The sequence below is a fragment of the Micromonospora sp. RV43 genome (genome assembly GCF_001029515.1).
Taxonomy (GTDB): Bacteria; Actinomycetota; Actinomycetes; order Mycobacteriales; family Micromonosporaceae; genus Micromonospora; species Micromonospora aurantiaca.
Genome location: NZ_LEKG01000012.1, coordinates 1 through 20,047, shown reverse-complemented (window position 1 = coordinate 20,047; position 20,047 = coordinate 1). Strand labels below are relative to the sequence as shown.

The following is a 20,047-nucleotide window of genomic DNA, read 5'->3' as shown; positions in this document are numbered from 1 at the left end:
GGTTGTGCCGGGCGTGAGCGCGCGTGTCCCACTGCCGCCGTCTGTCCGGCCGTACCATCTCCTGGTGAAGCTCCGCCGTCGGCTGGTCGCCGTGTCACTCCTCCTGGCGGTGGAGGCGACGGCGTTCGCGCTGCTCGTCACCGAGTCGGTGATGGATGCGATCGTCGCCGCCGGCCTCACCTGCGTGTCGTTGTGGCTGCACCTCGTCCTGCACGAGTGCGGTCATCTCGTCGTGGCGAAGCTGCTGCGCCTGCCGGTCATCGCGGTCCGTATCGCGCCCTTCAACGGCTGGCGCAACGAGGTGTCGGTCCGGCCGTCGCCGTCGATGACGGCGTTACCGCTGCGGATGCTGCTGTTCTATCTCGGTGGCCCGCTGGCCAACCTGTGCGCCGCGACGGCACTCGTCGTCGCGTCGGCGTCCACCGGTACGGCGTTGACGCGGTTGACGCTGCTCGGCGCCGCGTTCGTCGGGGCGCTGCTCGGCCTGACCAACCTCGTTCCGGGGCGTTCGACCCACAGCGACGGCCACAACCTGCTCCGCTGGCTCCGGGCTCCGGCAGCCGCTCGCGAAGGGCTGCGGGCCGGCTACTACCAGGAGGAGGTGGTCAGGGCGCTGCGGGCGGTCGCCCGAGCGGGTGGTGACGTCCACCGGGTCGGGATTCAGGCCCGCGACGGCAGCGATCCGCTCCTGGCCCTCGCTGCCTACCAGCAGAGATTGAGCGCGGGACACACGCAGTCGGCGGATCTGGTCGAGGAGGCCGAGCGGCTCGCGGCGCTGGCTCGCGCGGGCGGCACCGATCCCGCGGCCGCCGCGGCGATCGGCCAGATGCTGAGCCTCCAGTTCGGAATGTGGTACCTGTACGCCGCGGTGGTGACCGGCGCGCCGGTGGAACGCCGGGAGGTGCGGGAGATCTCGGAACTCGCCCGGATCGCCGTCCGGACGCAGCCGCGAGCGTTGTCCGCCCGGATCGTGATGAGCCTGGCTCACCTGCTCAACCAGCGGCCCGAGGATGCGCGATCGCTGCTTCTCGACGTCCGTCCCGGCGCCGAGCCGCGCGACCTCTGCGCCGTCGCGCTTCTTCTGCGTGCGGCCGCCGAGTCGTATCTCGGGAACCACGCCGAGGCGGATCACCTTCTCCGCGCGGCCGGGGGCTACCCGCAACTGGCACAGCTCGTGGCCGCGATCCGGGCAGCCGATCCGGCGCCGCCCATGTTCGCGCCGGCACCGATGGCCGGCGCCTGACCGCTCGACGAGCCGGTGGCTCGTCGCCGTCATGATCTGGTCGGGCGTTTTCTGCGGTGTTTCCGTTACGTCGACACACCGCTACTTGCATTGATTCCCGTCACATTTGGCCCTTATCGAAATGCCTTGTCCTGATCTGCGGGGCCGCCTACTGTGGGCGGCCTCGGAGTTCGACGGGGGAGCGACGGGATGCAATTGGACATTCGGCTTCTGGGCCCTGTCGAGCTGCGGGTCGGCGGCCGGCGCGTCGCGCCGGGACCGGGAAAGCGGCGGGCCGCGCTCGCCGGGCTCGCGCTGGCGGCGAACCGGTCGGTGTCCCTGGACCGGCTGGCCGCCATGGTCTGGTCCGACGTCCCCCCGCCTTCGGCGACGGCCAACCTGCGTTCGCACGCGGCGGCGCTGCGCCGGATGGTGGGCGACCGGCTGGTGACGCGTCCGAACGCGTACGAGCTGCGGATGCAGCCCGACGAACTGGATGTCACGGAGTTCCACCGGCTGGCGGAGAACGGCCGCACGGCACTGGTCAGGGGGTATGCGCTCGACGCCGTTCCCGCGCTCGACGCCGCACTCGCGTTGTGGCGCGGCGCGGCGGGCGAAGGGCTGCCGACCGGCACCACGCTCGACAACCGCTGGGCGAGCCTGGAGGAGCAGCGGCTTCAGGTGTTCGAGGTGCTGACCGATGCCCGCCTGGCGGTCGGCCGGCATGCCGAGCTGCTACCCGGGCTGCGTGAGCATCTGGCCGCGTACCCGTTGCGGGAACGGGCGTGGGGGCAGCTGATGCTCGCGCTGTACCGCTGCGGTGAGGTGCCGGCCGCACTGGCCGCCTACCGGGACGCGCGCGCCCGGCTGGACCAGCACCTCGGCATCGAGCCGGGCGAGGAACTGGCCGCCCTGCACCGGGCGATTCTGGAACGGGCGCCGGACGTCTCGTACACCCGGCCGCCGCCGGTGATCGCGGCACCGTCGACCGCCGATCCGGCTCCCGCCGCCGAGACCGGCCGGACGGTGCCCCGGGAGCTGCCACCGGATCTGGTCACCTTCGTCGGGCGCACCAGGGAAGCGGGGGAGGTCAGCACGGGAGCGACGGGCCGCGCACCCGCTGTCGTGGTCGTCACGGGCCCGCCGGGAAGCGGCAAGACCGGGCTCGCCGTACACGCGGCCCACGCGGTGGCCGGCGAGTTCACCGACGGGCAGATCTTCGTCGACGTCGCGTACCGGGCCTCGGTCACCCCGGCGGAGTTGCTGGCCCGGGTGCTGCGCGCGCTCGGCGTCGCGCCGGGCGACATGCCCGACAGCGTCGACGAGCGCGCCGGGCGCCTGCGCTCGCTCACCGCCGGACGCCGGCTGCTGCTGGTCCTCGACGGCGTCACCAGCGCGGCCCAGGTGCGGCCCCTACTACCCGCCAGTCCCGGTCCTGCCCTGATCGCCGTGGCCCGGCGCGCTCTGGGCAACCTCGACGGTGTACGGCGGGTCGCCCTGTCGCCATTGGCCGAACCCGGCGCCCGGGAACTGCTGGCCGCGCTCGCCGGTCCGGAACGGCTGGCCGCGGATCCGGGCGCGACAGCCGAGCTGATCGGCCTGTGTGCCGGATCGGTGCTGGCGCTGCGGGTCGCCGGCTCGAGACTGGCGACGTGGCCGGGGATGCCGGTGGCCGCGCTGGTCGGCGAACTCACAGCGGGAGGGAGCACGCTGGATCTGCTGAGTTACGACGACCTGTCCGTACGAGCGAGCCTGGCCGCCGCCGTCGCGGGTGTTGCCTCGGAGGACGAGGTGGCCGGCCGGCTGTTCGAGCTTCTCGCCGCCTGCCCGGAGGCTCCGGCGGCGGTGGACCGTGCCGCGGCGGAACTCGGCGAGTCCACCGAACGGATCAGGCGGGCCATGGAAGGCCTGGTCGATGCGCACCTGGTCGCCCGGGACGGTGCAGCCCGCTACCGGCTGCCGGCGCTGGTCAGGGATTACGCCGCCGAATTGTCGACAGTGCCGTCCGGGCCGGCGTCGCGGCTCGTCCGGGGGAACCCGTTCCTCACGTTGTCGTCCCGGTCCGGGTGATCGATTCTGCCGACCGCTCGGGTCGTCCGGCGAGCGTAGACGACAAAGTATCTCGAATATAGATCGCCGTGACAGGCTCCGCTCGTCATCGACCAATCTCAGTGAGACGGGGGCGGCATGTCAGGCTACAGACGTCATCGCTATTTCAGTCGGTCCATACGCATGACGGCATTCGCCGTCGCGATCCTCCTCCCGCTCAGCATGATCAGCCAGCCGGCATCCGCCCAGGTCGTCACCGAGGCGCAACTGCCGGCATGCGCCGACCCGTCCGTGCCGGACGACGTCAACCACGCGTCCATCCGCCTCGAAGGACCGGCAGCCGGGTCGGAGGTCGCGGTCGACGCGAACGGCAGGATCGCCGTCAGCGGCTATGTGCACAAGCAGGCCACGATGGTGGACGTCTCGGTCGAGAAGACCACCTCGACCAGCTTCACCTACGGCCCGCCGCCGGAGGGCGTCACGGACTGGTCGGCCTCCTGGACCGCCAGCATGCGCCCACCGCGACTGGGTCCGGTGAAGGTCTGCACCCGTGCCCAGCGCGAACCCGGCCGCTACGCACGGATCCTGCGCGACATCACCGTGCTGGACCTGATCCCGCCGAGCAACGTTCCGAACCTGGCGGTCGGCACGATCACGGCCACCGGCGCCAAGGTGACCTGGGGTGCCGCGACCGACAACTACGGTCTCGCCGGATACGAGGTCACCGTCGACGGGGGCACCCCGCACCGGACCACGGTCGGCACCCGCTCGTACTCGATCACCGGACTCCAGCCGTCCAGCAACCACACGGTCTCCGTGGTCGCCGTCGACCTGGCCGGCAACCGGTCGAAGACGCCCGCCACGACGTCGTTCACGACCGACGCCCTGCCGCCGCCGCCCGACGTGGACGCCGGCCTGACCCTGGACCCGGACGAGGGCGGCGCCATGGCCAGCTGGCACCCGAACCCGGCCACCGAGGCGAGCTACCGCGCCTACCTCGACGGCGAGATCTACGACCACTTCGAGCGAGACCAGCTCTGCGAGGACGGCAACGGCAACGTGGCCAGCCCGTGTACGGCGGACAGCGTCATCAAGCTCCCGATCGAGCCGCTCGAGGAGTACACGCCGTACGCCTTCCGGGTGGAGGCGCTGAGCGCCGACGGCACTGTGGTGCGGGAACTCGCCGGCGACTTCACCACGATGATCCACGTGGACGAGCTGTCGCCGGCGGTCACGCAGACCACCGCCAGTGAAGCGTCGCAATGCGCGGGCGCCGGTGGTGACATCTACATCGCGGCCAGCTCGCGTGCGAGTGTGCCGGTGCCCTCCGGCGCCACGCAGATCTTCCTCGGCTGTTACCGGGCAGCCGACACCAGCTGCCTCGACGCCGTCCTGCCACCGTCCGGCGAGAAGCTCGTCGACTGTGCGGACGACCTCACCCGCACGCTGTTCGCCATCGCTCCCTCCGGCCGCGGTCCGGTCATCTCGTCGATCGACGACACGCAGCCCCGGCCGCTGCTGTTGCAGGCGGCTGTGGTGCCGATCGCCTGGTGTCTGAGCAGCGGCGCCTGCGCGACGCTCATCGCTCCCGTCGCGGAGACGGCCGCGGCGGCCGCGGTCGCCCCGGTAGCCGCCGCCAGCATCTCGTGGTGGGTCGTCGGCCTCGGCGGCCTCGGCCTCGGGGCCGCGCTGGGCACGCTGCTCGCCATCCTCTTCCCCGGCACCATCGGCGTCAACGGGCTCATCGAGTACCCGATCTCGCACGACGTCGACTTCGAGCAGTTCGACAACTGGGGCCTGGACGAGGGCGAGTGGTACAACAGCCTGAAGGTCTACGCCGAGGTCGTCAAGACGACGAAGCTGGTGGCGAACCAGCGCAACCTGCCCTTCGCCTGGGACTCCACGGAGGACGCGCGCCTCAAGCGGATCATCGACCAGGCATGTACGGCGCAGCGCGGCACCCAGGGCAAGGCCGGATGCGACGACGACATCATCGTCTACGTACCCGGGGCCAAGAACTACAAGGGCGCCGACATGACCGAGACCGGCAAGCACATCGTGGCCGCCATGGGCGACGGCGGATATCCGCAGCCGCCGACCCGGGCGGTGTGGTTCTACCCGGCGCGAAGCGCCGGCGGGCAGGCGGCGCGCGCCAAGGGCCACAGCCGCGGCTGGTTCGGCACCGCGGCGTTCAAGCCGAACGCGTGCGACGTACGGGTTCCCGGGCAGACCTGCGACGAGTTCCCGTTCTGGTCGACCGACCAGGCGGTCGACCTGACCGGCCAGGTCGCCAGCCTGAAGCTGGTGTCGACAGCCGAGTCGCTTCCGCAGGCCAACGACATCAACGCGTTCTACGGCAAGTGCAAGGTGAGCGACAAGACCAAGTTCGTCGTGCTGCCGGTGAAGCCGTGGGTCGAGGCCGGCGGCCCGAGCTTCGCCTTCAAGCTCAGCGGCGGCGGGGCTAGCCTGTGCATGACGCCCGTGGCACCGTGAGCCGAGGAGCCTCCTGATGCTCGACGACATGCGCGTACTGCGCGAAGCGGTGCGGGAGTACCGCGTCGCGGCGACTGCCGCCGGCCTCGACTGGCCCGATTCGGGCGAGTCGCCGGCCGGGCCGCCGCCGGACCGGGTGCGCCGGATCTTCGACGTGGACCACGTCGCGGATCAGCTGGCCTGGTTGCAGTCGCAGCGCTGGCCGGACGCGCGGTTGCTCCCGAACGGCGGATGGCGGATGCCGTGGCCGGACGGTGGGGACGCGCTCGACGACCTGGGGCTGTCGATCGGCACGCCGTTCCCCTGGCGGCAGCAACTACCCCTGTTCCACTTCGACTTCCTGCTCTACACGTTCGTCCTCGCGGGCGAGCACGAGGGGGAGATCTGGCGCTACCCGGTCGGGGAGGACGCCTGGGAGTCGGTCCGTGCCGCCCCCAGCCTGGCCGTGCTCTTCGACCAGTGGACCAGGGGAATCGCCGCCGGTGTGGTCCGCTACGACGAGGCGAACAAGTGGCTCGTCGTCGAGGACGCGGACGGGGCACCCGACCTCGACCCGCTGGCCTTCCCGGTGACTCCCGTGGACGAGACGCTGCTGCACGCGCGGCAGCGTGAATGCGGGGCGAGCCCTGTGGCCGACGACGACGGCTTCGAGCACCAGGAACGGCTGCTCGACGCCATCGACGCGGCGAAGGCCACGCTCGGCAGCTAGACCGGCCTGCGGTGGGTGGGCCCCGGCCCACCCACCGCAGCCGCGGTCAGTCCTCGAATCCGGGCGGGTGGGCGTCGCCGACGGCGTTCAGCAGCACACCCTGCTCCAGCAGCGCCTTGCAGGCGCAGAGGACCATGGTGAACCCGCCCATCGAGTCGATCGCCCTGCTCACGGCCTGGTCGGCGGTGCCGGCGAAGCCCGTCTCGGTGATCCGGACCAGCGTGGTGTCGTCCTCACCCGGCAGGAACCGCCACTCGACCTGGGTGGGGGACTCCGGATCCCACTCGGCCAGGATGCGGCGGTTCTCCTCCACGTCCTTGACGGTGACGACGGTGGAGACGCCGTACATCTCCCAGTCCCAGGTGACGACGGCGCCGGGTTCCAGCCGGCCGCTGCTCCTGGTGAACCAGAACCTCGTGGTCACCGCCGGGTCGGCGAACGCCTCGAACACCTCGGCGGCGGGCCGGCGGATGAGCATCTGCGCGGTGATGACAGGGGGTCGGGTCAAGCGGTCACTGTCCACGGGCAGCGGTGTTCCCTTCTCTCCTGGCCGGGCACTGCGGATGCGGCCACGGTACGGAATTCGCTTGAGCGGTGCCGCGACATGGGTCAGAGTCGTTCCATGATCTCCTACCGGAAGGGCGGCGACGCCCCGGCGCGATGAGCGCCCCCACGCGGCGCGACGACGCCGCGAAGACCCCGCACGACCTGTGGCAGCAGGCGGTCCGGATCCGCCAGGAATGGCTCGACCACGCCCTGTCCACACAGTCGGCCGACAAGCCCACCGCCGAGCGCTGCCTGACCGCCGTCTACGCGAGGGCGTCGCGGCCGCGACCCCGCTTCGAATGGGTCGACTCGCCGGCGAAGGCACTGCCTCTGGTCAGCGGCTGGCCCACCCTCGACCGGCTCCACGAGCGCATCCGGGCGGTACGGCCGCCCCGGACACCGATGCTGGCGAGCGACATCGCCATGGTCGTGTCCCAGCTCCGGGGCGCGCTCAGCGCGGGCGTCGTGCACACCGATCCCGAGCTGTCACCCGCACGCAGGGGCAAGGCCAAGGAGCCGTGGCCCGAGCTGGCGCCGCAGCGGGCGTTCGACGGCGGCGTACCGCTCGCCGTCGTCCTGCACCAGGGGGTACGCGCGGCGCTGCACCGCAGCCTCGCGCACGGGTTCTACCTGCCGGTGCGTGCGGCGCTCGCGGGCGACGGCCCGGTGCCCGTGTGCTGGTACGGGCAGCAGGACACGTCCTGGATCGCCTACTACGACGTGCTGCGCCGGCTCGGCCTCGCCCGGTACGGGCCGGACGAGGCCGGACACCTGGACACCTGGGCCGACCTGGCCCGCTCCTGCGGCTGGTGGTGGCCGGGGGAAGAGGTCTGCGTCGTGGTGGACCGGCCACAGGTGATCCGGATCGAGCCGGTCCCCGGTACGCCGCACGACCGGGTCCGGCTGCGACCCGGCGGTGTGCGCTACCGCGACGGCTGGCAACCGCTGCTGAGCGGCGTGGGCGCCGATCCGGGATGACGGGCATCCGCGCGGGCGGAGACCTTGATTGGATAGGCGACGGTAAATAGATTGGGCTCGGGCGCCGCCGAGGTCCGCAGACCGGACCCCGGCGGCTGACCGGGCCGCCTTTCGAGCCGGGCACATCGGTCGTACGCATCGACCACCCACCGTGGCGCACCGCCGCGCCGCATCCTCGCGCACCGCCGCGTCCGACGACGACGCGCGCCGCTGCGCCCTGTCCGACGCCGAAGGACTTCCCATGACGATTCTCCGTGCCCGCCCCGCCCCGCTCGTGGCGGCCGTCGCCGCGCTGGCCGCCGTCACCGCGGCCGGTACGGCCCTGCTCACCGGCCCGGCCGCAGCCGCACAGGGCTGCCGGGTCGACTACACACCCAACCAGTGGCCCGGCGGGTTCACCGCGAACATCAAGGTGTCACCGGGTGACACCGCCGTCTCCAGTTGGACGGTCACCTGGACGTACGCCGGGGACGAGCGCGTCACGAACGGCTGGAACGCCACTGTGAGCCAGTCCGGATCGACGGTGACCGCCCGCAACATGTCGTACAACGGCAGCATCCCGGCCGGCGGCTCGACCGAGTTCGGCGTGCAGGGCACGTACGGTACCGCCGGCGGCGCGCCGACTGGGTTCAGCCTGAACGGCGTACCGTGCAACGGCACCGGCCCGACCACGCCGCCGCCCACCACGGCGGTGCCGACCACCGCCCCACCCACGACTGCTCCACCGACCACCCCGCCGCCCACGACGCCACCTCCCACGACGCCGCCGCCGACCACGCCGCCGCCGAGCGGGTGTGCGGGGGCGGTGCTGTGCGACGGCTTCGAGAACCAGACCGGCTCGACGCCGTCGGGTGACTGGAGCGTGGTGAGCCCTGACTGTTCCGGCGCCGGCACGGCCTCCATCGACACGACCACCACGCACAGCGGCAGCCGCGCGATACGCATCAACGGCGCCGCCGGGTACTGCAATCACGTGTTCGTCCGGACCACGAAGAACCTCAGCGGCCTGGGCAGCGTCAGGTACGCCCGGATCTGGGTCCGGCACACCACCGCCCAGCCCACCGACCACACCACGATGATCACCATGTCCGACGCCGCCGACGGCAACCGCGACCTGCGGCTGGGCGGCCAGAACGGCGCGCTCCAGTGGAACCGTGCCTCCGACGACGCCACGCTGCCCGAGCAGAGCCCGGCCGGGGTGGCGCAGAGCGTGCCGCTGCCCACCAACCGCTGGGCCTGCCTGGAGTTCATGGTGGACGGTTCCGCCGGCCAGTTGCGTACGTGGCTGGACGGTGTCGCCGTGACCGGGCTGACCGCCGACGGCGTGCCGACGCACGACATCGACGGCCAGTGGTACAACCGCACCTGGCGACCGCAGCTCACCGACCTGAAGCTGGGCTGGGAGAGCTACGGCGGCGGCGCCGACACCCTCTGGTACGACGACGTGGCGATGGGCTCCACCCGGATCGGCTGCTGACCCACCGCGAGTGGAACGTCATGGGTGTCGAACGGGAGCGCGGACACCCATGGCGTTCCACCGAGGGCGGGCGGCTCAGTGCTCGACAGTCATCCGCTGGGTGCCGATCACGGAGAGCAGCCGCAGCGCCTCCTCCGACGGTGAGCCGGGCGTGGCGGTGTAGATGACCACCTGCTGGTCGCGGTCGGTGATGTCGAGGACGTCGCAGTTGACAGTCACCGGCCCGACCAGCGGGTGCCGGAACGTCTTGCACAGCGTCCGCGCGCCGCCCACCTCGTGGGAGGCCCACAGGCGGGCGAACTCCTCGCTCCCGGCGAGCAGCTCCGCGATCAGCGCGGCCATCTCCGGGTCGTCCGGATAGCGGGCCGCCGCGGCACGCAACCGCCCGACCGAGTGGCGGGCGAACTCGCCCACGTCCGACACGTCGTACAGCCCCGCGCCGTGCAGGTGCGGGCCGAGGAACGCCCGGCGGACCAGGTTGCGGTCCCGCCGGGGCACTGCGGAGAAGTCCTCCATGAGCGCCGCCGCGAGGTCGTTCCAGGCGATCACCTCGAACGCCGCCGAGGTCACGAACGCCGCCGCCTGCGGCAGCCGGTGCAGCAGGTCCAGCACGCTCTGCCGTACCTCCCGGGGTGGCCCGGACGGCGGCGCGGGCGGCGCCCCGGCCAGGTGGTGGAGGTGGTCGCGTTCGGCGTCGGACAGCCGCAGCGCGCGGGCCAGCCCGGCCAGCACCTCCCGCGACGGACGCGGACCCCGGCCCTGCTCCAGCCGGGTGTAGTACTCGGTGGAGATGAACGCCAGCCGCGCCGCCTCCTCGCGGCGCAGTCCCGGGGTGCGGCGACGCCGTCCGGCGGGCAGGCCCACGTCGGCCGGGGTGATCCGCTCCCGCCTGCTGCGCAGGAACACTGCCAGCTCACGTCGGTCCACGACCCCAGTGTGCCCTCGTGCGGCGGCGCGTATCCAGGTACCGGCGGTACCTGGATGGGCTCCGCGACCGGACGCAGGCTTGCCGGCATGGACACCACACGAACCGACACGATCGTCCACCCGACCGTCGGCCTGCTGGCCGGCAAGGTCGCCTTCATCACCGGCGCCGGGCGCGGCATCGGCGCCGCGGCGGCCCGGCTGTTCGCCGCCGAGGGCGCCCGGGTGCTGCTCGCCGCCCGGACCGAGGAGCAGTTGAAGGCGGTCACCGAGCAGGTCCGGGCCGCCGGTGGCACCGCCGAGTACGTGCTCTGCGACCTGGCCGACGCGGCCAGCGTGCGCGCCGCCGTCGACCGCACGGTCGAGGTGTACGGCCGCCTCGACGTCGCCTTCAACAACGGCGCGACGATCGTGCCGCCCGGACCGATGGACCGGGTACGCGAAGACGACTTCGACCACGTCTACACCGTCAACCTCAAGGGACCGTGGCTCGCCATGGTCGCCGAGGTCGCCGCGATCCGGGCCACGGCGGGCACCGGCGCGATCGTCAACAACTCCAGCGTCGGCAGCCTGATGGGCAACCCCGCACTGCCCGCGTACGGGGCGATGAAGCGCGCGGTGAACAGCCTCACCGAGTCCGCGGCGATCACCTACGGGCCGGAGGGCATCCGCGTCAACGCGATCGCCCCGGGCAGCACGCTCACCGAGATGATGCGCTCCTGGGACGCGGAGTCGCCCGGCATCATCGACCGGCTCGCGGCCGCCAGCCCGTTGCGCCGGGCCGCCGAACCGGACGAGATCGCCCAGGCCGCCGCCTGGCTGCTCAGCGACCGCGCCTCCTTCGTCACCGGTACGGTGCTGCGGGTCGACGGCGGCGCGCGGGCCTGACCCGGCTCAGACGGCGGCGTCCTGGACCGGCCGGGGCTCGACCGCGCCGTCCGTCACGGGGGAGGGCCGGAAGCCCTTGCCGACCAGGTAGACGCCGAGCGAGAACTCCCACACCGCGATGGGGAGCGCGGCGACCGCCGCCACCGCTGACAGCCGGTCCCAGGCGCCGAACAGGGTGCCCAGGTCGGAGGCGACGAGCAGTGGCGCGCCGACGAGCCCGAGCACCGGCAGCACGCGCGGCACGAGGCGGGACTGGTAGAGCAGGGTGCCCAGCAGCAGCGCGTTCACGGCGGGCAGGAAGCCCTGGCTGAGCAGGAAGACCGAGTCGTAGAACGCGACGAGCGCGCGGCCGGTGACGAGCGCGTCCGGCCCGACGTCGGACTCCCGCAGCGCGACGAGCGTCAGGATGCTCGCGACGCCGACGAGGATGCCTGCGGCTTCGAGCACCCGGGCGCCGACGAAGCCCAGCGCCCGGGCCGGACCCTGGCGCGTGAGCACCGGGTGCAGCGCGACGGAGGTGCCGATGCAGGCGAGCGCGACGATCACCTCCAGGACGCCGCCGAGGACGACCGGAGCCTGCGAGGTGGTGCCGAGGACGTAGTCCGACTCGCGGACCGGGGCGTACAGGGCCACGGTGGGGATCGAGACGAAGGTGAGCAGATAGGCGCCGCCCGCGACCAGCGAGGTCTTCCGCAGTGAGTCCATCGGGGCTTCCCTCCGTCGCCGCCCGGCCGATGGTGGTGATGCCCTCACTCTGCTGTGGACCCGCGCGGCGGCACATCGGCCGCTCGGGCAGTCACCTCGCGCGATGCGCACGGGCCACCGGTGCGGCACACCGGTGGCCCGTGCGCGTCAGCGGCTCATCGCGTACGCCACCACGAGCGCGACGAGCGCCAGCGCGGCCAGCACCGCCGCCACGATCTTCGCCGTGCTGTAGGGGCGCTCGCCGATGACCTCACCGGTCCGCGCGTTCACCAGAACCTGGTACGACCGGCCCGCGTGCAGGTACGCGGCGATCCACACCGGCAGCAGGACCAGCTTGTACGACACGTCGGAGTACGTGGTGTCCACGGCGGACACCCGCTGCTCGTCACCGCCGATGTCCGACCGGCAGTCCCCCTCGATGACCGGCGCCATCCGCGCCTTCGCCTCGGTCAGGCCCGCCTCGGGCTCGGTGTCGTACCGCAGCGCCTGGTATCCGGCCAGGTAGTCGCCGTGGTACGCGGCCGCCTCGGTCAGCGGCCACGGCGCCAGCTTGTCCAGCTGCTCGGTGGGCAGGTGGGTGGTGGCCGGCACCAGCACGTCGTCGAAGTCCCGGCGTACGGTGCCGGCGGCCGGATGCCACCGGGTGTGCCGCACCTGCCGGGTCCGCGTCTCCTGCCTGCCGTCGACTGTCACCGTGTACGTCTCGGTGACGTAGTAGTGCTCGCCCCGCTGACCCTGGTAGTCCGACACGGTCCGCGCGTCGAACGTCCAGTGCGGCAGGTACGTGCCCTTGAGCGTCTCCGCCTCGCTGATCTTCTTCAGGCTCCCGGGCGCGAACCAGCGGCTGCGGCACCACTGGCCCAGGGCCGTCCGCACACCGTTGCGGTCGACGGCGAACGGCAGCACCGCCTCCGGCGCGATCAGCTCACCCGCCCCGGCGTCGGCCACCAGGGGAGCCGCGCAGAACTGGCAGCGCTGCGCCAGCGCGTCGCTCTCGGTCCGGGCGCCGCAGCCCGGGCAGACGAACGTGTGCGCCCCGACGCTCGCCACTGGCTTGCGGGGCAGCGACGCCAGTTCCGCGTACGCGTGCTCACGCACCTCCCGGCCGGCGCCGGCGATCTCCTGCCGGTGCCCGCAGTACGGGCAGCTCAGCGCGGTCGTGCCGGGCGCGAACTCGACCCGGGCGCCGCACCCCCCGCACTGGTAGGAGGGCGGCGAGACAGCCGTGTCGCTCATTGCGGCGGCAGCGGCGGCGGGACGCTGGCGAGCACCGACGCCAGCTCGGGCACCTGCCCGGCGGGCTGCCACTGCGCCATCCCGGTACGCCAGACGAGCGTGTCCGCCCCGAGCGCGCCCGCGTTCGCCTGCTCGGCCAGCACGCCGAGGTCGTACGGGCCCTGCCGCTGGCCGCCGACGCCGACGTACCACTGGGCCTGGCCCGGCAGCGGCGGCGGCTCGGCGGCGGCCGGCTGCGTGGCGGCGGGCTGGGCCGGGTGCGTGGCCGCGCCACCGCCCATCGACCGGGCCATCTGCTGGCCCATCGCCATGCCCAGGCCCAGGCCGATGCCCGCGCCCGCCTCGCCACCCGGGTTGTTCGCCGCGGCCTCCATCGCGTTCGCGGCCTGGAAACGGGTGTACCGGTCCAGGTCGCCGACCGCGCCCATGCTGGTCCGCTTGTCCAGCGCCTGCTCGACCTCCGGCGGCACCGACACGTTCTCGATGACGAACTTGGGGATCGCGATACCGACCTCGGCCAGTTCCTCGGTCAGCACGGCGGCCAGCCGCCGGCCGATCGCGTCCTGGTGCGCGGCGAGGTCCAGCAGCGGCACCCCGGCCGTGGCGAGCGCGCCGCCCAGGCGTCCCACCATGAGCTGCCGCAGGTATTCCTGCACCTCCTCGGTGCGGAACTGCGGATCGGTGCCGACCAGTTCCCGCAGCAGCCGCGACGCGTCCACCACGCGGGCCGCGAAGGCGCCGAACGCCCGTACCCGGACGACGCCGAACTCGGCGTCGCGCAGGATGACCGGGTTCTGGGTGCCCCACTTCATGTCGGTGAACTGCCGGGTGTTGACGAAGTACACCTCGGCCTTGAACGGCGAGTTGAAGCCGTACTTCCAGCCCTTCAGCGTGGACAGGATCGGCAGGTTGCGGGTCTCCAGCGTGTACGTCCCGGGTTCGAAGACGTCGGCGATCTTCCCCTCGTTGACGAACACCGCCGTCTGGGACTCCCGGACGACCAGTTTGGCGCCCATCTTGATCTCGTTCTGATACCGGGGGAATCGCCAGACCATCGTGTCGCGGCTGTCGTCCAGCCACTCGATGATGTCGATGAGTTCGCCCCGGAGCTTGTCCATCAGCCCCATCGCAACCCTTTCCTCGGCGCCGGTCTCCGGCGTCGCGGGCGACCATAGCAACCGCCCGCCACCTGCGAAAAGAGAACGATTCTGCGCCTATCGGCGCCCACCGATCGGGGTTGCTCAGCCGGTTTCGCCGGCCATCGATTCGCCGGTGGCCGTACGCTGCTCCGGAATCCGGGACGCCCGGCCGGGGGTGTCGACGACGCGTTCGGTCTCCTGCACCAGATAGTGCGGACGGCGCTTCGTCTCGTAGTAGATCCGGCCGATGTACTCGCCGATCACCCCGAGGATCATCATCTGGATGCCGCCGAGCCCGATCACGCTGACGATGATGGTGGTGTAGCCGGGCACGTCGATGCCCTTCTCCACGGCGTCGGCGACCACCCAGGCCATGTAGCCCACCGCGATGAGCGTGAGGAACAGTCCGCCGTAGATCGCCAGGCGCAGCGGCCGGTTGTTGAACGACAGCAGGCCGTCGAACGCGTAGTTGAACAGCTTGCCGAACGTCCAGCGGCTCTGCCCGGCCTGCCGGGTCTCGTTGCGGTGCGCCACCACCGCGGTGCGGAAACCGATCCAGGAGAACAGGCCCTTGGAGAAGCGGTTGTACTCCGGCATCGCCAGGATCGCGTTCACCGCGAGCCGGGACAGCAGCCGGAAGTCACCGGCGCCGTCGAGCAGGCGGACGTCTATCCACCAGTTGACCAGGCGGTAGAAGGAGCGCGAGGCGACCATCCGGATGAACCGGTCACCGCGGCGGTCCCGGCGGGCGATCACCTGGTCGAACCCCTGGCGGTAGAGCATCACCATCTCGGGCAGCAACCGCGGCGGGTGCTGCAGGTCGGCGTCCATGATGACGACCGCGTCGCCGGTGGCCCGGCGCAGGCCGGCGAGCATGGCCGCCTCCTTGCCGAAGTTGCGGCTCAGCGACGTGTAGCAGACGGCCGGGTCGGCCGCGGCGAGCCGGCGCAGCGCCGCCAGCGTGCCGTCCTCGCTGCCGTCGTCGACGTACACCACCTCGACGTCCACGTCGGTCAGCTCGGCGAGCGCGGCGCTGAGCATCTCGTGCAGCCGCTCCACCGACGCTTCCTCGTTGAAGCAGGGCACCACCACCGACAACCGCACGGTGCTCACCCCGCCCGGCCCGGACACACGCATCCGGCGCCCACGCCGTCAGAGGCGGTAGACAAGCGTGCCATCGACATCCTCCCGGGTGATGCCCAGCCCGTCGACCGGCCGGTTCTCGATGCCCTCCCACGGCGTCCCCGCCGCGCGGCTCGGCACCGCGACGACCGACCGCACGCCGATCCCGCGCAGGTAGGCCACGCTGCCCGCGTCGGGGAACGTCGCCACGGCGACCCGCGTCTGGGCCTGGGTGACCGGCTCGAAGCCGCCGAGCCCGTTGGTGATCCGGGGGAACCCGTCGGTGGACCACAGCATGTAGTTCAGATCGCCCACCCCGCCGGCCGGCAGCACCAGCATCGGTTCCGGCGCGGTCCGCATCGCGGCCGGTGGCGCCGGCACGGTCGGGTGCGGCGTGCGGTTGACGCCCTCCAGCGTGACCAGGGCGAGCGGCACCAGCAGGACCAGCGCCGCCGCGGCCCGGGACACGCGTGCGGCCGCGGGCCGGCGCCACGACTCGGCCAGCGCCGTCACCAGCCCGGCCGCCAGCACGGCGAGCAGCAGGCTGGTCCAGTGCATCATCCGGCCCGGGGTACGCAACGCGTCCCAGCCCGGCAGGAGGTTGGACAACGTCAGGTAGCCGGGGTCGCCGTCCCCGCCGAGCGTGGCGCCCAGGCCCAGCAGCACGGTGCCGGCCACGCCGAGCCCCAGCGCGATCCGGTGCCGCACCGGGAACGCCGAGACGAACAGCCCCGCCGCGGCCAGCCCGATCAGCGTCATGCCGGGTAGCAGCGCCATCTCCGGCGGCCAGGACAGCTGCTCGCGGGCGGCGGCGTGCCGTTCCCCCCACAGCCACGAGTCGCCCGGCGCGGTGACGAACCCGATCAGCGGCGGGGAGAACATCTTGGTCCAGTCCAGCGAGCGGACGGCCTGCGGGTTGAGGTCGACCACGCGCAGGTAGACCAGACCGAGCAGCAGCGTCACGGTGCCGAACACGGCGCCGCCGGCCAGGTCCGCGACGAGCAGCCGCCGGCCGAACGGGGGGCGCTCCCGCTTGCGCCACCAGGACCAGCCGTAGCAGCCGGCCGCCACCAGCACGGCGGCCAGCAGGAAGTAGACGAGCGGCAGCCCGATGCCGAAGCCGAGCGTCACCTGCCAGGCCGCGACGAGCCACCCGGCCACCGCCCAGCCGGGCCGGCGGCGCTCCGGCCGGTATCCGTGACGCAGCGACCAGCCGTGGCCGCGCGCCAGCATCGCCAGCGCCAGCGCGATCCCGCCGCTGGACAGGATGTTCAGGTGGCCGGAGTGCGCCAGCCGCCAGGGCGCGTACGCCCACGCGATCCCGGCGACCGCACCGCCCCAGCGGTTGGCGCCGAGCTGCCGGGCCAGCGCGTACGCCCCGAGGAACGCCAGCGCGTGCAGCAGCACGTAGAGCACGTTGTAGCGGATCACAGCGGCCTCGAAGCCGGAGCCGAGCATCCCGAACGGGGCGTACCCGAGCAGCGTGTCGCTGTAGGCGTAGGTGTAGCGCTCCGGATAGAACGTGTTCGAGTTCCAGAGGTTGGCCGGGTCGCTGAGCAGGGCGTGCCCCGACCAGGCGACCTGCCACGCCTGCAACGTCGGGTCGCCGAGGTCGCCGGGGATCGTGGTCGCCGGGTGCCGCATCGTCGGCCAGGTCAGCACCACCGCCAGCAGCAGGCTGCCCAGGATCGCCAGCGTCCACTCCGGGTTCGGCCGCCACCGGCGTCTGCCGTCCGAGGGACGCCCGTCGGAGGGGCGGTCGTCCGAGGGCGGCTCGGCGGGAGGCCGCGCGGGACCGGTGTCCTCAGCGGCCGGCGGGGCGACGGCGGGCCGGATTTTCATGGGATAGATGCTTCACGATGCTGCTGGTCCTGTCGATCCGCTGTCCGAAATGTGGTTGAAACTTCCGGCCGGCATACCGGAAGGGCCGGCTACTCGAACCGGTCGGCGAGCGCCGACAGCTTACTGACGTACGCCGGCCAGTCGTAGCCCTCGGGAACGTTCCGGTTGTCCCGCCCCAGCCCGATCGCCGCGTCGTGCTGCTCGCGCATGACGTCGGCGTGCCCGGCGTGCCGGGCCAGGTCGACGCAGACGTGCACGATGACATGGTGCAGTGTCACGTCCTGCCGGCCCGGCTGCCACCACGGCACCCGCCCCGGCGCGTCCAGCGGCAGCGTCTCGATCGTCTCGTCCGCGAACGCCCCGACGCGGCGGTACAGGTCGATCAGCCCGTCCTTTGTCTCGTCGGCCCGGGCGTACCAGTCCGCCTGCGGGTCGCCGTCGAACGCGTCGTCCGGAACCAGTTCCCCGGGGGTGGGGAACTCGCGGCCGAACGTGGGCCCGAAGTAGCCGGCTTCGACGTTCAGGCAGTGCTTGAGCAGGCCCAGGAAGTTGTTGCCGGTCGCGGTGCGGGGAAGCCGGGCCTCACGTTCGCTCAGCCCGTCGAGCTTCCAGATCAGATTCTCCCGGATCGCGCGCAGGTAGTGGTGCAGCGTTGCCTTCGGGTCGTACGGCTCACTCATGCCCGACACTCTTCCGCATGGGTCGGACATCGTGGGGGCGCCGTCAGCCGGTCTGGCTGTTGTCCTTGTGCGCGCCCCACCCGTGCCAGCGCTCGATCTCGATCCAGGCGCTGACCCGGTTGCGGTCCCGCCGGGGGTACGGCCGCCCGGTGTAGTGCTGCGAGATCCGGTCGATGTCCGCCAGGCCGTCGTCGTCGCGCAACTCGGCGACGCGCCCGATGAGGCTGACGTGGGTGTACCAGTTCTCCTCGTCCAGCACGGTCAGGGAGACCCGGGGATCGCTGCGCAGGTGCGCCAGCCGGCGGCGGCCCTCGTCCATGTTCACCAGGACGCGGCCGTCCTCCCACAGGTACCAGGTGGCCGCGGACACCGGCTGGCCGTCGCGCAGCGTGGCGATGACGGCCGGGTTCGGCTTGCGCAGCATGGCGACGGCGGGCTCGGGCAGCGGCGGCTTCGACATGGCTCTCACTCTACGTACCGGCCGGGTTCGCCGCTGGTCATGCGGAGGGCGCCGCCCGGACGGGCTCCCCGGCGGCGTCCGCCGGGGAGCCCGTCGCACGCCGGTCAGGCGCGTGCGCTCCACTGCTGGTTGGTGCCGCCGTGGCAGTCCCAGAGGTTGATCCTGGTCCCGTTGGCGGTGCCGTAGCCGGCCGCGTCCAGGCAGCGCCCGGACTGGACGCCGCTGATCGTGCCGTTGGCGTTGAGGTTCCACTGCTGGTTGGGCTGGCCGTTGCAGTCCCAGATGATCACGCTGGTGCCGTTCGCGGTGCCCCGCCCGCTCGCGTCGAGGCACTTGTTGCCAAGCACCTGCAACTGCTTGGCCGAGGTGTAGGTCCAGCGCTGCATGGTGCCGCCCCAGCAGTCGTACAGCTGCACCGCGGTGCCGTTCGTGGTGCTGCCGTTCGGCACGTCCAGGCACCGGCCCGAGCCGGCGCCGACGAGCTGCACGTTCTGGTACGTGCCGCCGCCGCTGCCGGGGGTGCCGATGCTGCCGGACACCGACTGCAACGCGCGGTACCAGACCGCTGCCATCTTGTCGTAGCCGGTGGCGGTCGGGTGGATGCCGTCGATCAGGTCGGCGGTGGTCAGCGCCGAGTGCTGGTCGACCAGGTGGACCCGCTTGCCGGCGTTCACCTTCGACTGCACGATGCCGGGCAGCGCGGCGTTGAACGTGCGCACCGCCGCCGCCTGGCCGGAGTTGGCGAGCGGGATGATCTGCGCGACGAACACGTCCGCGTTCGGCGCCGTGGTGGTGATGCGGTCGATGAGCGAGGAGAGCCGGTTCGGCGCGGTCGAGACGTTGTAGTTCTGCAGGATGTCGTTGGTGCCGATGTGCAGCAGCACGGTGCGCGGCTGGTAGGCGTTCAGCCAGCCGGTGATGTTGGCGTCGATCTGGTCGATGCGCCAGCCGGGGTGGCCCTCGTGGTCGTGGTCGCCGAGGTTGCCCGGCCCGTTGAACTGCGAGCCGACCAGGTCGACCCGGTAGCCGCCGCCGGCCAGCCGCTGCCACAGGCCGATCCGGTAACCGCCCGGCACCTGGGTGCCCTCGGTGATGGAGTCACCGAGCGGCATCACCCGGGTGCCGCCGTTGGACTCCGCGCCCGCCGGGCCGGCGGGCGTCAGCACGCCGGCGGCCAGCAGCGCCAGCGCGGCGCCCGCGGTGAGCCATCTCCTCGCTCCGGTACGCATGAACGCTCCTCTCACGGGCTGGTGCAGGTCAGGGACGGGGTGGACGGTGAGCCGTCGGCGATGAAGCCGAACGTGGTCGAGCCGGACGCGGGCACGGAGCCGTTGTACGCCGCGTTGCGGACGGTCGCCGTGGATCCGCTGGTGCTCAGCGTGCCGCTCCAGACCTGGCTGATGCTCTGACCACCGGCGAGGTTCCACCGCACCGACCAGCCGTTGAGCGCCGCGGCGCCCGCGGTGACCGTCACCTCGGCCTGGAAACCGCCGGACCAGGAGTTGGTGGTGCGGTAGGTCGCGGTGCAGGCGTCGCCGGTCGGCGGCGGCGTGCTGGGCGGCGGGGGAGAGGAGGGT

General features: G+C 72.2%; 18 protein-coding genes. 7 read left to right on the top strand and 11 right to left on the bottom strand.

Annotated elements, in window-relative coordinates; translation table 11 throughout:
- Window positions 1–64: 64 nt before the first annotated feature.
- The 4 genes from ABD52_RS05010 (at window position 65) to ABD52_RS04995 (ending at window position 6,473) form a co-directional block, all read left to right on the top strand.
- Complete coding sequence (locus tag ABD52_RS05010; RefSeq protein ID WP_047890960.1) at window positions 65–1,243, top strand: hypothetical protein; 1,179 nt, start codon at window positions 65–67, stop codon at window positions 1,241–1,243.
- Window positions 1,244–1,432: 189 nt separating this feature from the next.
- Window positions 1,433–3,292: a BTAD domain-containing putative transcriptional regulator gene (locus tag ABD52_RS05005; RefSeq protein ID WP_047890927.1), complete on the top strand. Its 1,860-nt coding sequence runs from the start codon at window positions 1,433–1,435 to the stop codon at window positions 3,290–3,292.
- Window positions 3,293–3,454: 162 nt separating this feature from the next.
- Window positions 3,455–5,764, top strand: coding sequence for a fibronectin type III domain-containing protein (locus ABD52_RS05000; protein WP_235437344.1), 2,310 nt, complete (start codon window positions 3,455–3,457; stop codon window positions 5,762–5,764).
- A gap of 16 nt (window positions 5,765–5,780) precedes the next feature.
- Window positions 5,781–6,473 (top strand): hypothetical protein, encoded by a 693-nt coding sequence (locus ABD52_RS04995; protein ID WP_047890925.1) that lies wholly within the window; start codon window positions 5,781–5,783, stop codon window positions 6,471–6,473.
- A 46-nt stretch (window positions 6,474–6,519) separates the two neighbouring features.
- Here the strand turns inward: ABD52_RS04995 and ABD52_RS04990 are convergent, their stop codons facing one another.
- Entirely contained in the window at window positions 6,520–6,981 is a 462-nt protein-coding gene (locus ABD52_RS04990) for an SRPBCC family protein (RefSeq protein ID WP_047890959.1), read from the bottom strand.
- A 152-nt stretch (window positions 6,982–7,133) separates the two neighbouring features.
- Here ABD52_RS04990 and ABD52_RS04985 point away from each other — a divergent pair, with 152 nt between their 5' ends.
- Window positions 7,134–7,997 carry a DUF6745 domain-containing protein gene (locus ABD52_RS04985; protein ID WP_047890924.1) on the top strand — a complete coding sequence of 288 codons (864 nt, stop codon included), beginning with the start codon at window positions 7,134–7,136 and terminating at the stop codon, window positions 7,995–7,997.
- Between the two features lie 241 nt (window positions 7,998–8,238).
- Window positions 8,239–9,474, top strand: coding sequence for a cellulose-binding domain-containing protein (locus ABD52_RS04980; RefSeq protein ID WP_047890958.1), 1,236 nt, complete (start codon window positions 8,239–8,241; stop codon window positions 9,472–9,474).
- Window positions 9,475–9,549: 75 nt separating this feature from the next.
- On the opposite strand, the gene ABD52_RS04975 is transcribed toward ABD52_RS04980, so the two are convergent.
- Window positions 9,550–10,401 carry a helix-turn-helix transcriptional regulator gene (locus ABD52_RS04975; protein WP_013285127.1) on the bottom strand — a complete coding sequence of 284 codons (852 nt, stop codon included), beginning with the start codon at window positions 10,399–10,401 and terminating at the stop codon, window positions 9,550–9,552.
- Between the two features lie 87 nt (window positions 10,402–10,488).
- Between ABD52_RS04975 and ABD52_RS04970 the strand changes: the two genes are divergently transcribed.
- On the top strand, window positions 10,489–11,286 hold the full coding sequence (locus ABD52_RS04970) for an SDR family NAD(P)-dependent oxidoreductase (protein WP_047890923.1): 798 nt from the start codon (window positions 10,489–10,491) through the stop codon (window positions 11,284–11,286).
- A 6-nt stretch (window positions 11,287–11,292) separates the two neighbouring features.
- Here the strand turns inward: ABD52_RS04970 and ABD52_RS04965 are convergent, their stop codons facing one another.
- The 9 genes from ABD52_RS04965 to ABD52_RS04925 all read right to left on the bottom strand — a co-directional run.
- A complete protein-coding gene (locus ABD52_RS04965; protein ID WP_047890922.1) occupies window positions 11,293–11,991 on the bottom strand; it encodes a DUF4386 domain-containing protein in 699 nt (232 codons plus the stop codon).
- Between the two features lie 147 nt (window positions 11,992–12,138).
- Window positions 12,139–13,227, bottom strand: coding sequence for a hypothetical protein (locus tag ABD52_RS04960; RefSeq protein WP_013285130.1), 1,089 nt, complete (start codon window positions 13,225–13,227; stop codon window positions 12,139–12,141).
- Window positions 13,224–14,354 carry an SPFH domain-containing protein gene (locus tag ABD52_RS04955; protein WP_030270864.1) on the bottom strand — a complete coding sequence of 377 codons (1,131 nt, stop codon included), beginning with the start codon at window positions 14,352–14,354 and terminating at the stop codon, window positions 13,224–13,226. Before ABD52_RS04955 ends, ABD52_RS04960 begins: the two co-directional genes overlap by 4 nt.
- Window positions 14,355–14,468: 114 nt before the next feature.
- Entirely contained in the window at window positions 14,469–15,479 is a 1,011-nt protein-coding gene (locus ABD52_RS04950) for a glycosyltransferase family 2 protein (RefSeq protein WP_174361780.1), read from the bottom strand.
- Between the two features lie 39 nt (window positions 15,480–15,518).
- Window positions 15,519–17,330 carry a hypothetical protein gene (locus tag ABD52_RS04945; protein ID WP_047890921.1) on the bottom strand — a complete coding sequence of 604 codons (1,812 nt, stop codon included), beginning with the start codon at window positions 17,328–17,330 and terminating at the stop codon, window positions 15,519–15,521.
- Between the two features lie 89 nt (window positions 17,331–17,419).
- Window positions 17,420–18,010, bottom strand: coding sequence for a DinB family protein (locus ABD52_RS04940; RefSeq protein ID WP_047890920.1), 591 nt, complete (start codon window positions 18,008–18,010; stop codon window positions 17,420–17,422).
- Window positions 18,011–18,053: 43 nt separating this feature from the next.
- Window positions 18,054–18,470 (bottom strand): PPOX class F420-dependent oxidoreductase, encoded by a 417-nt coding sequence (locus tag ABD52_RS04935; RefSeq protein ID WP_013474636.1) that lies wholly within the window; start codon window positions 18,468–18,470, stop codon window positions 18,054–18,056.
- 104 nt (window positions 18,471–18,574) lie between these two features.
- Window positions 18,575–19,699 (bottom strand): ricin-type beta-trefoil lectin domain protein, encoded by a 1,125-nt coding sequence (locus ABD52_RS04930; protein ID WP_013474637.1) that lies wholly within the window; start codon window positions 19,697–19,699, stop codon window positions 18,575–18,577.
- Between the two features lie 11 nt (window positions 19,700–19,710).
- Window positions 19,711–20,047, bottom strand: a 337-nt coding sequence (locus ABD52_RS04925; RefSeq protein WP_047890919.1) for a cellulose binding domain-containing protein, incomplete at its 5' end; no start/stop codon positions are given.

What these genes read in the sequence shown, in the direction of transcription:
- ABD52_RS05005 (WP_047890927.1), top strand. Translation starts at nt 1,433, where the DNA reads ATGCAATTGGACATTCGGCTTCTGGGCCCTGTCGAGCTGCGGGTCGGC.
- ABD52_RS05000 (WP_235437344.1), top strand. Translation starts at nt 3,455, where the DNA reads ATGACGGCATTCGCCGTCGCGATCCTCCTCCCGCTCAGCATGATCAGC.
- ABD52_RS04995 (WP_047890925.1), top strand. Translation starts at nt 5,781, where the DNA reads ATGCTCGACGACATGCGCGTACTGCGCGAAGCGGTGCGGGAGTACCGC.
- ABD52_RS04985 (WP_047890924.1), top strand. Translation starts at nt 7,134, where the DNA reads ATGAGCGCCCCCACGCGGCGCGACGACGCCGCGAAGACCCCGCACGAC.
- ABD52_RS04980 (WP_047890958.1), top strand. Translation starts at nt 8,239, where the DNA reads ATGACGATTCTCCGTGCCCGCCCCGCCCCGCTCGTGGCGGCCGTCGCC.
- ABD52_RS04970 (WP_047890923.1), top strand. Translation starts at nt 10,489, where the DNA reads ATGGACACCACACGAACCGACACGATCGTCCACCCGACCGTCGGCCTG.
- ABD52_RS04965 (WP_047890922.1), bottom strand. Translation starts at nt 11,991, where the DNA reads ATGGACTCACTGCGGAAGACCTCGCTGGTCGCGGGCGGCGCCTATCTG.
- ABD52_RS04960 (WP_013285130.1), bottom strand. Translation starts at nt 13,227, where the DNA reads ATGAGCGACACGGCTGTCTCGCCGCCCTCCTACCAGTGCGGGGGGTGC.
- ABD52_RS04955 (WP_030270864.1), bottom strand. Translation starts at nt 14,354, where the DNA reads ATGGGGCTGATGGACAAGCTCCGGGGCGAACTCATCGACATCATCGAG.
- ABD52_RS04945 (WP_047890921.1), bottom strand. Translation starts at nt 17,330, where the DNA reads ATGAAAATCCGGCCCGCCGTCGCCCCGCCGGCCGCTGAGGACACCGGT.
- ABD52_RS04940 (WP_047890920.1), bottom strand. Translation starts at nt 18,010, where the DNA reads ATGAGTGAGCCGTACGACCCGAAGGCAACGCTGCACCACTACCTGCGC.
- ABD52_RS04935 (WP_013474636.1), bottom strand. Translation starts at nt 18,470, where the DNA reads ATGTCGAAGCCGCCGCTGCCCGAGCCCGCCGTCGCCATGCTGCGCAAG.
- ABD52_RS04930 (WP_013474637.1), bottom strand. Translation starts at nt 19,699, where the DNA reads ATGCGTACCGGAGCGAGGAGATGGCTCACCGCGGGCGCCGCGCTGGCG.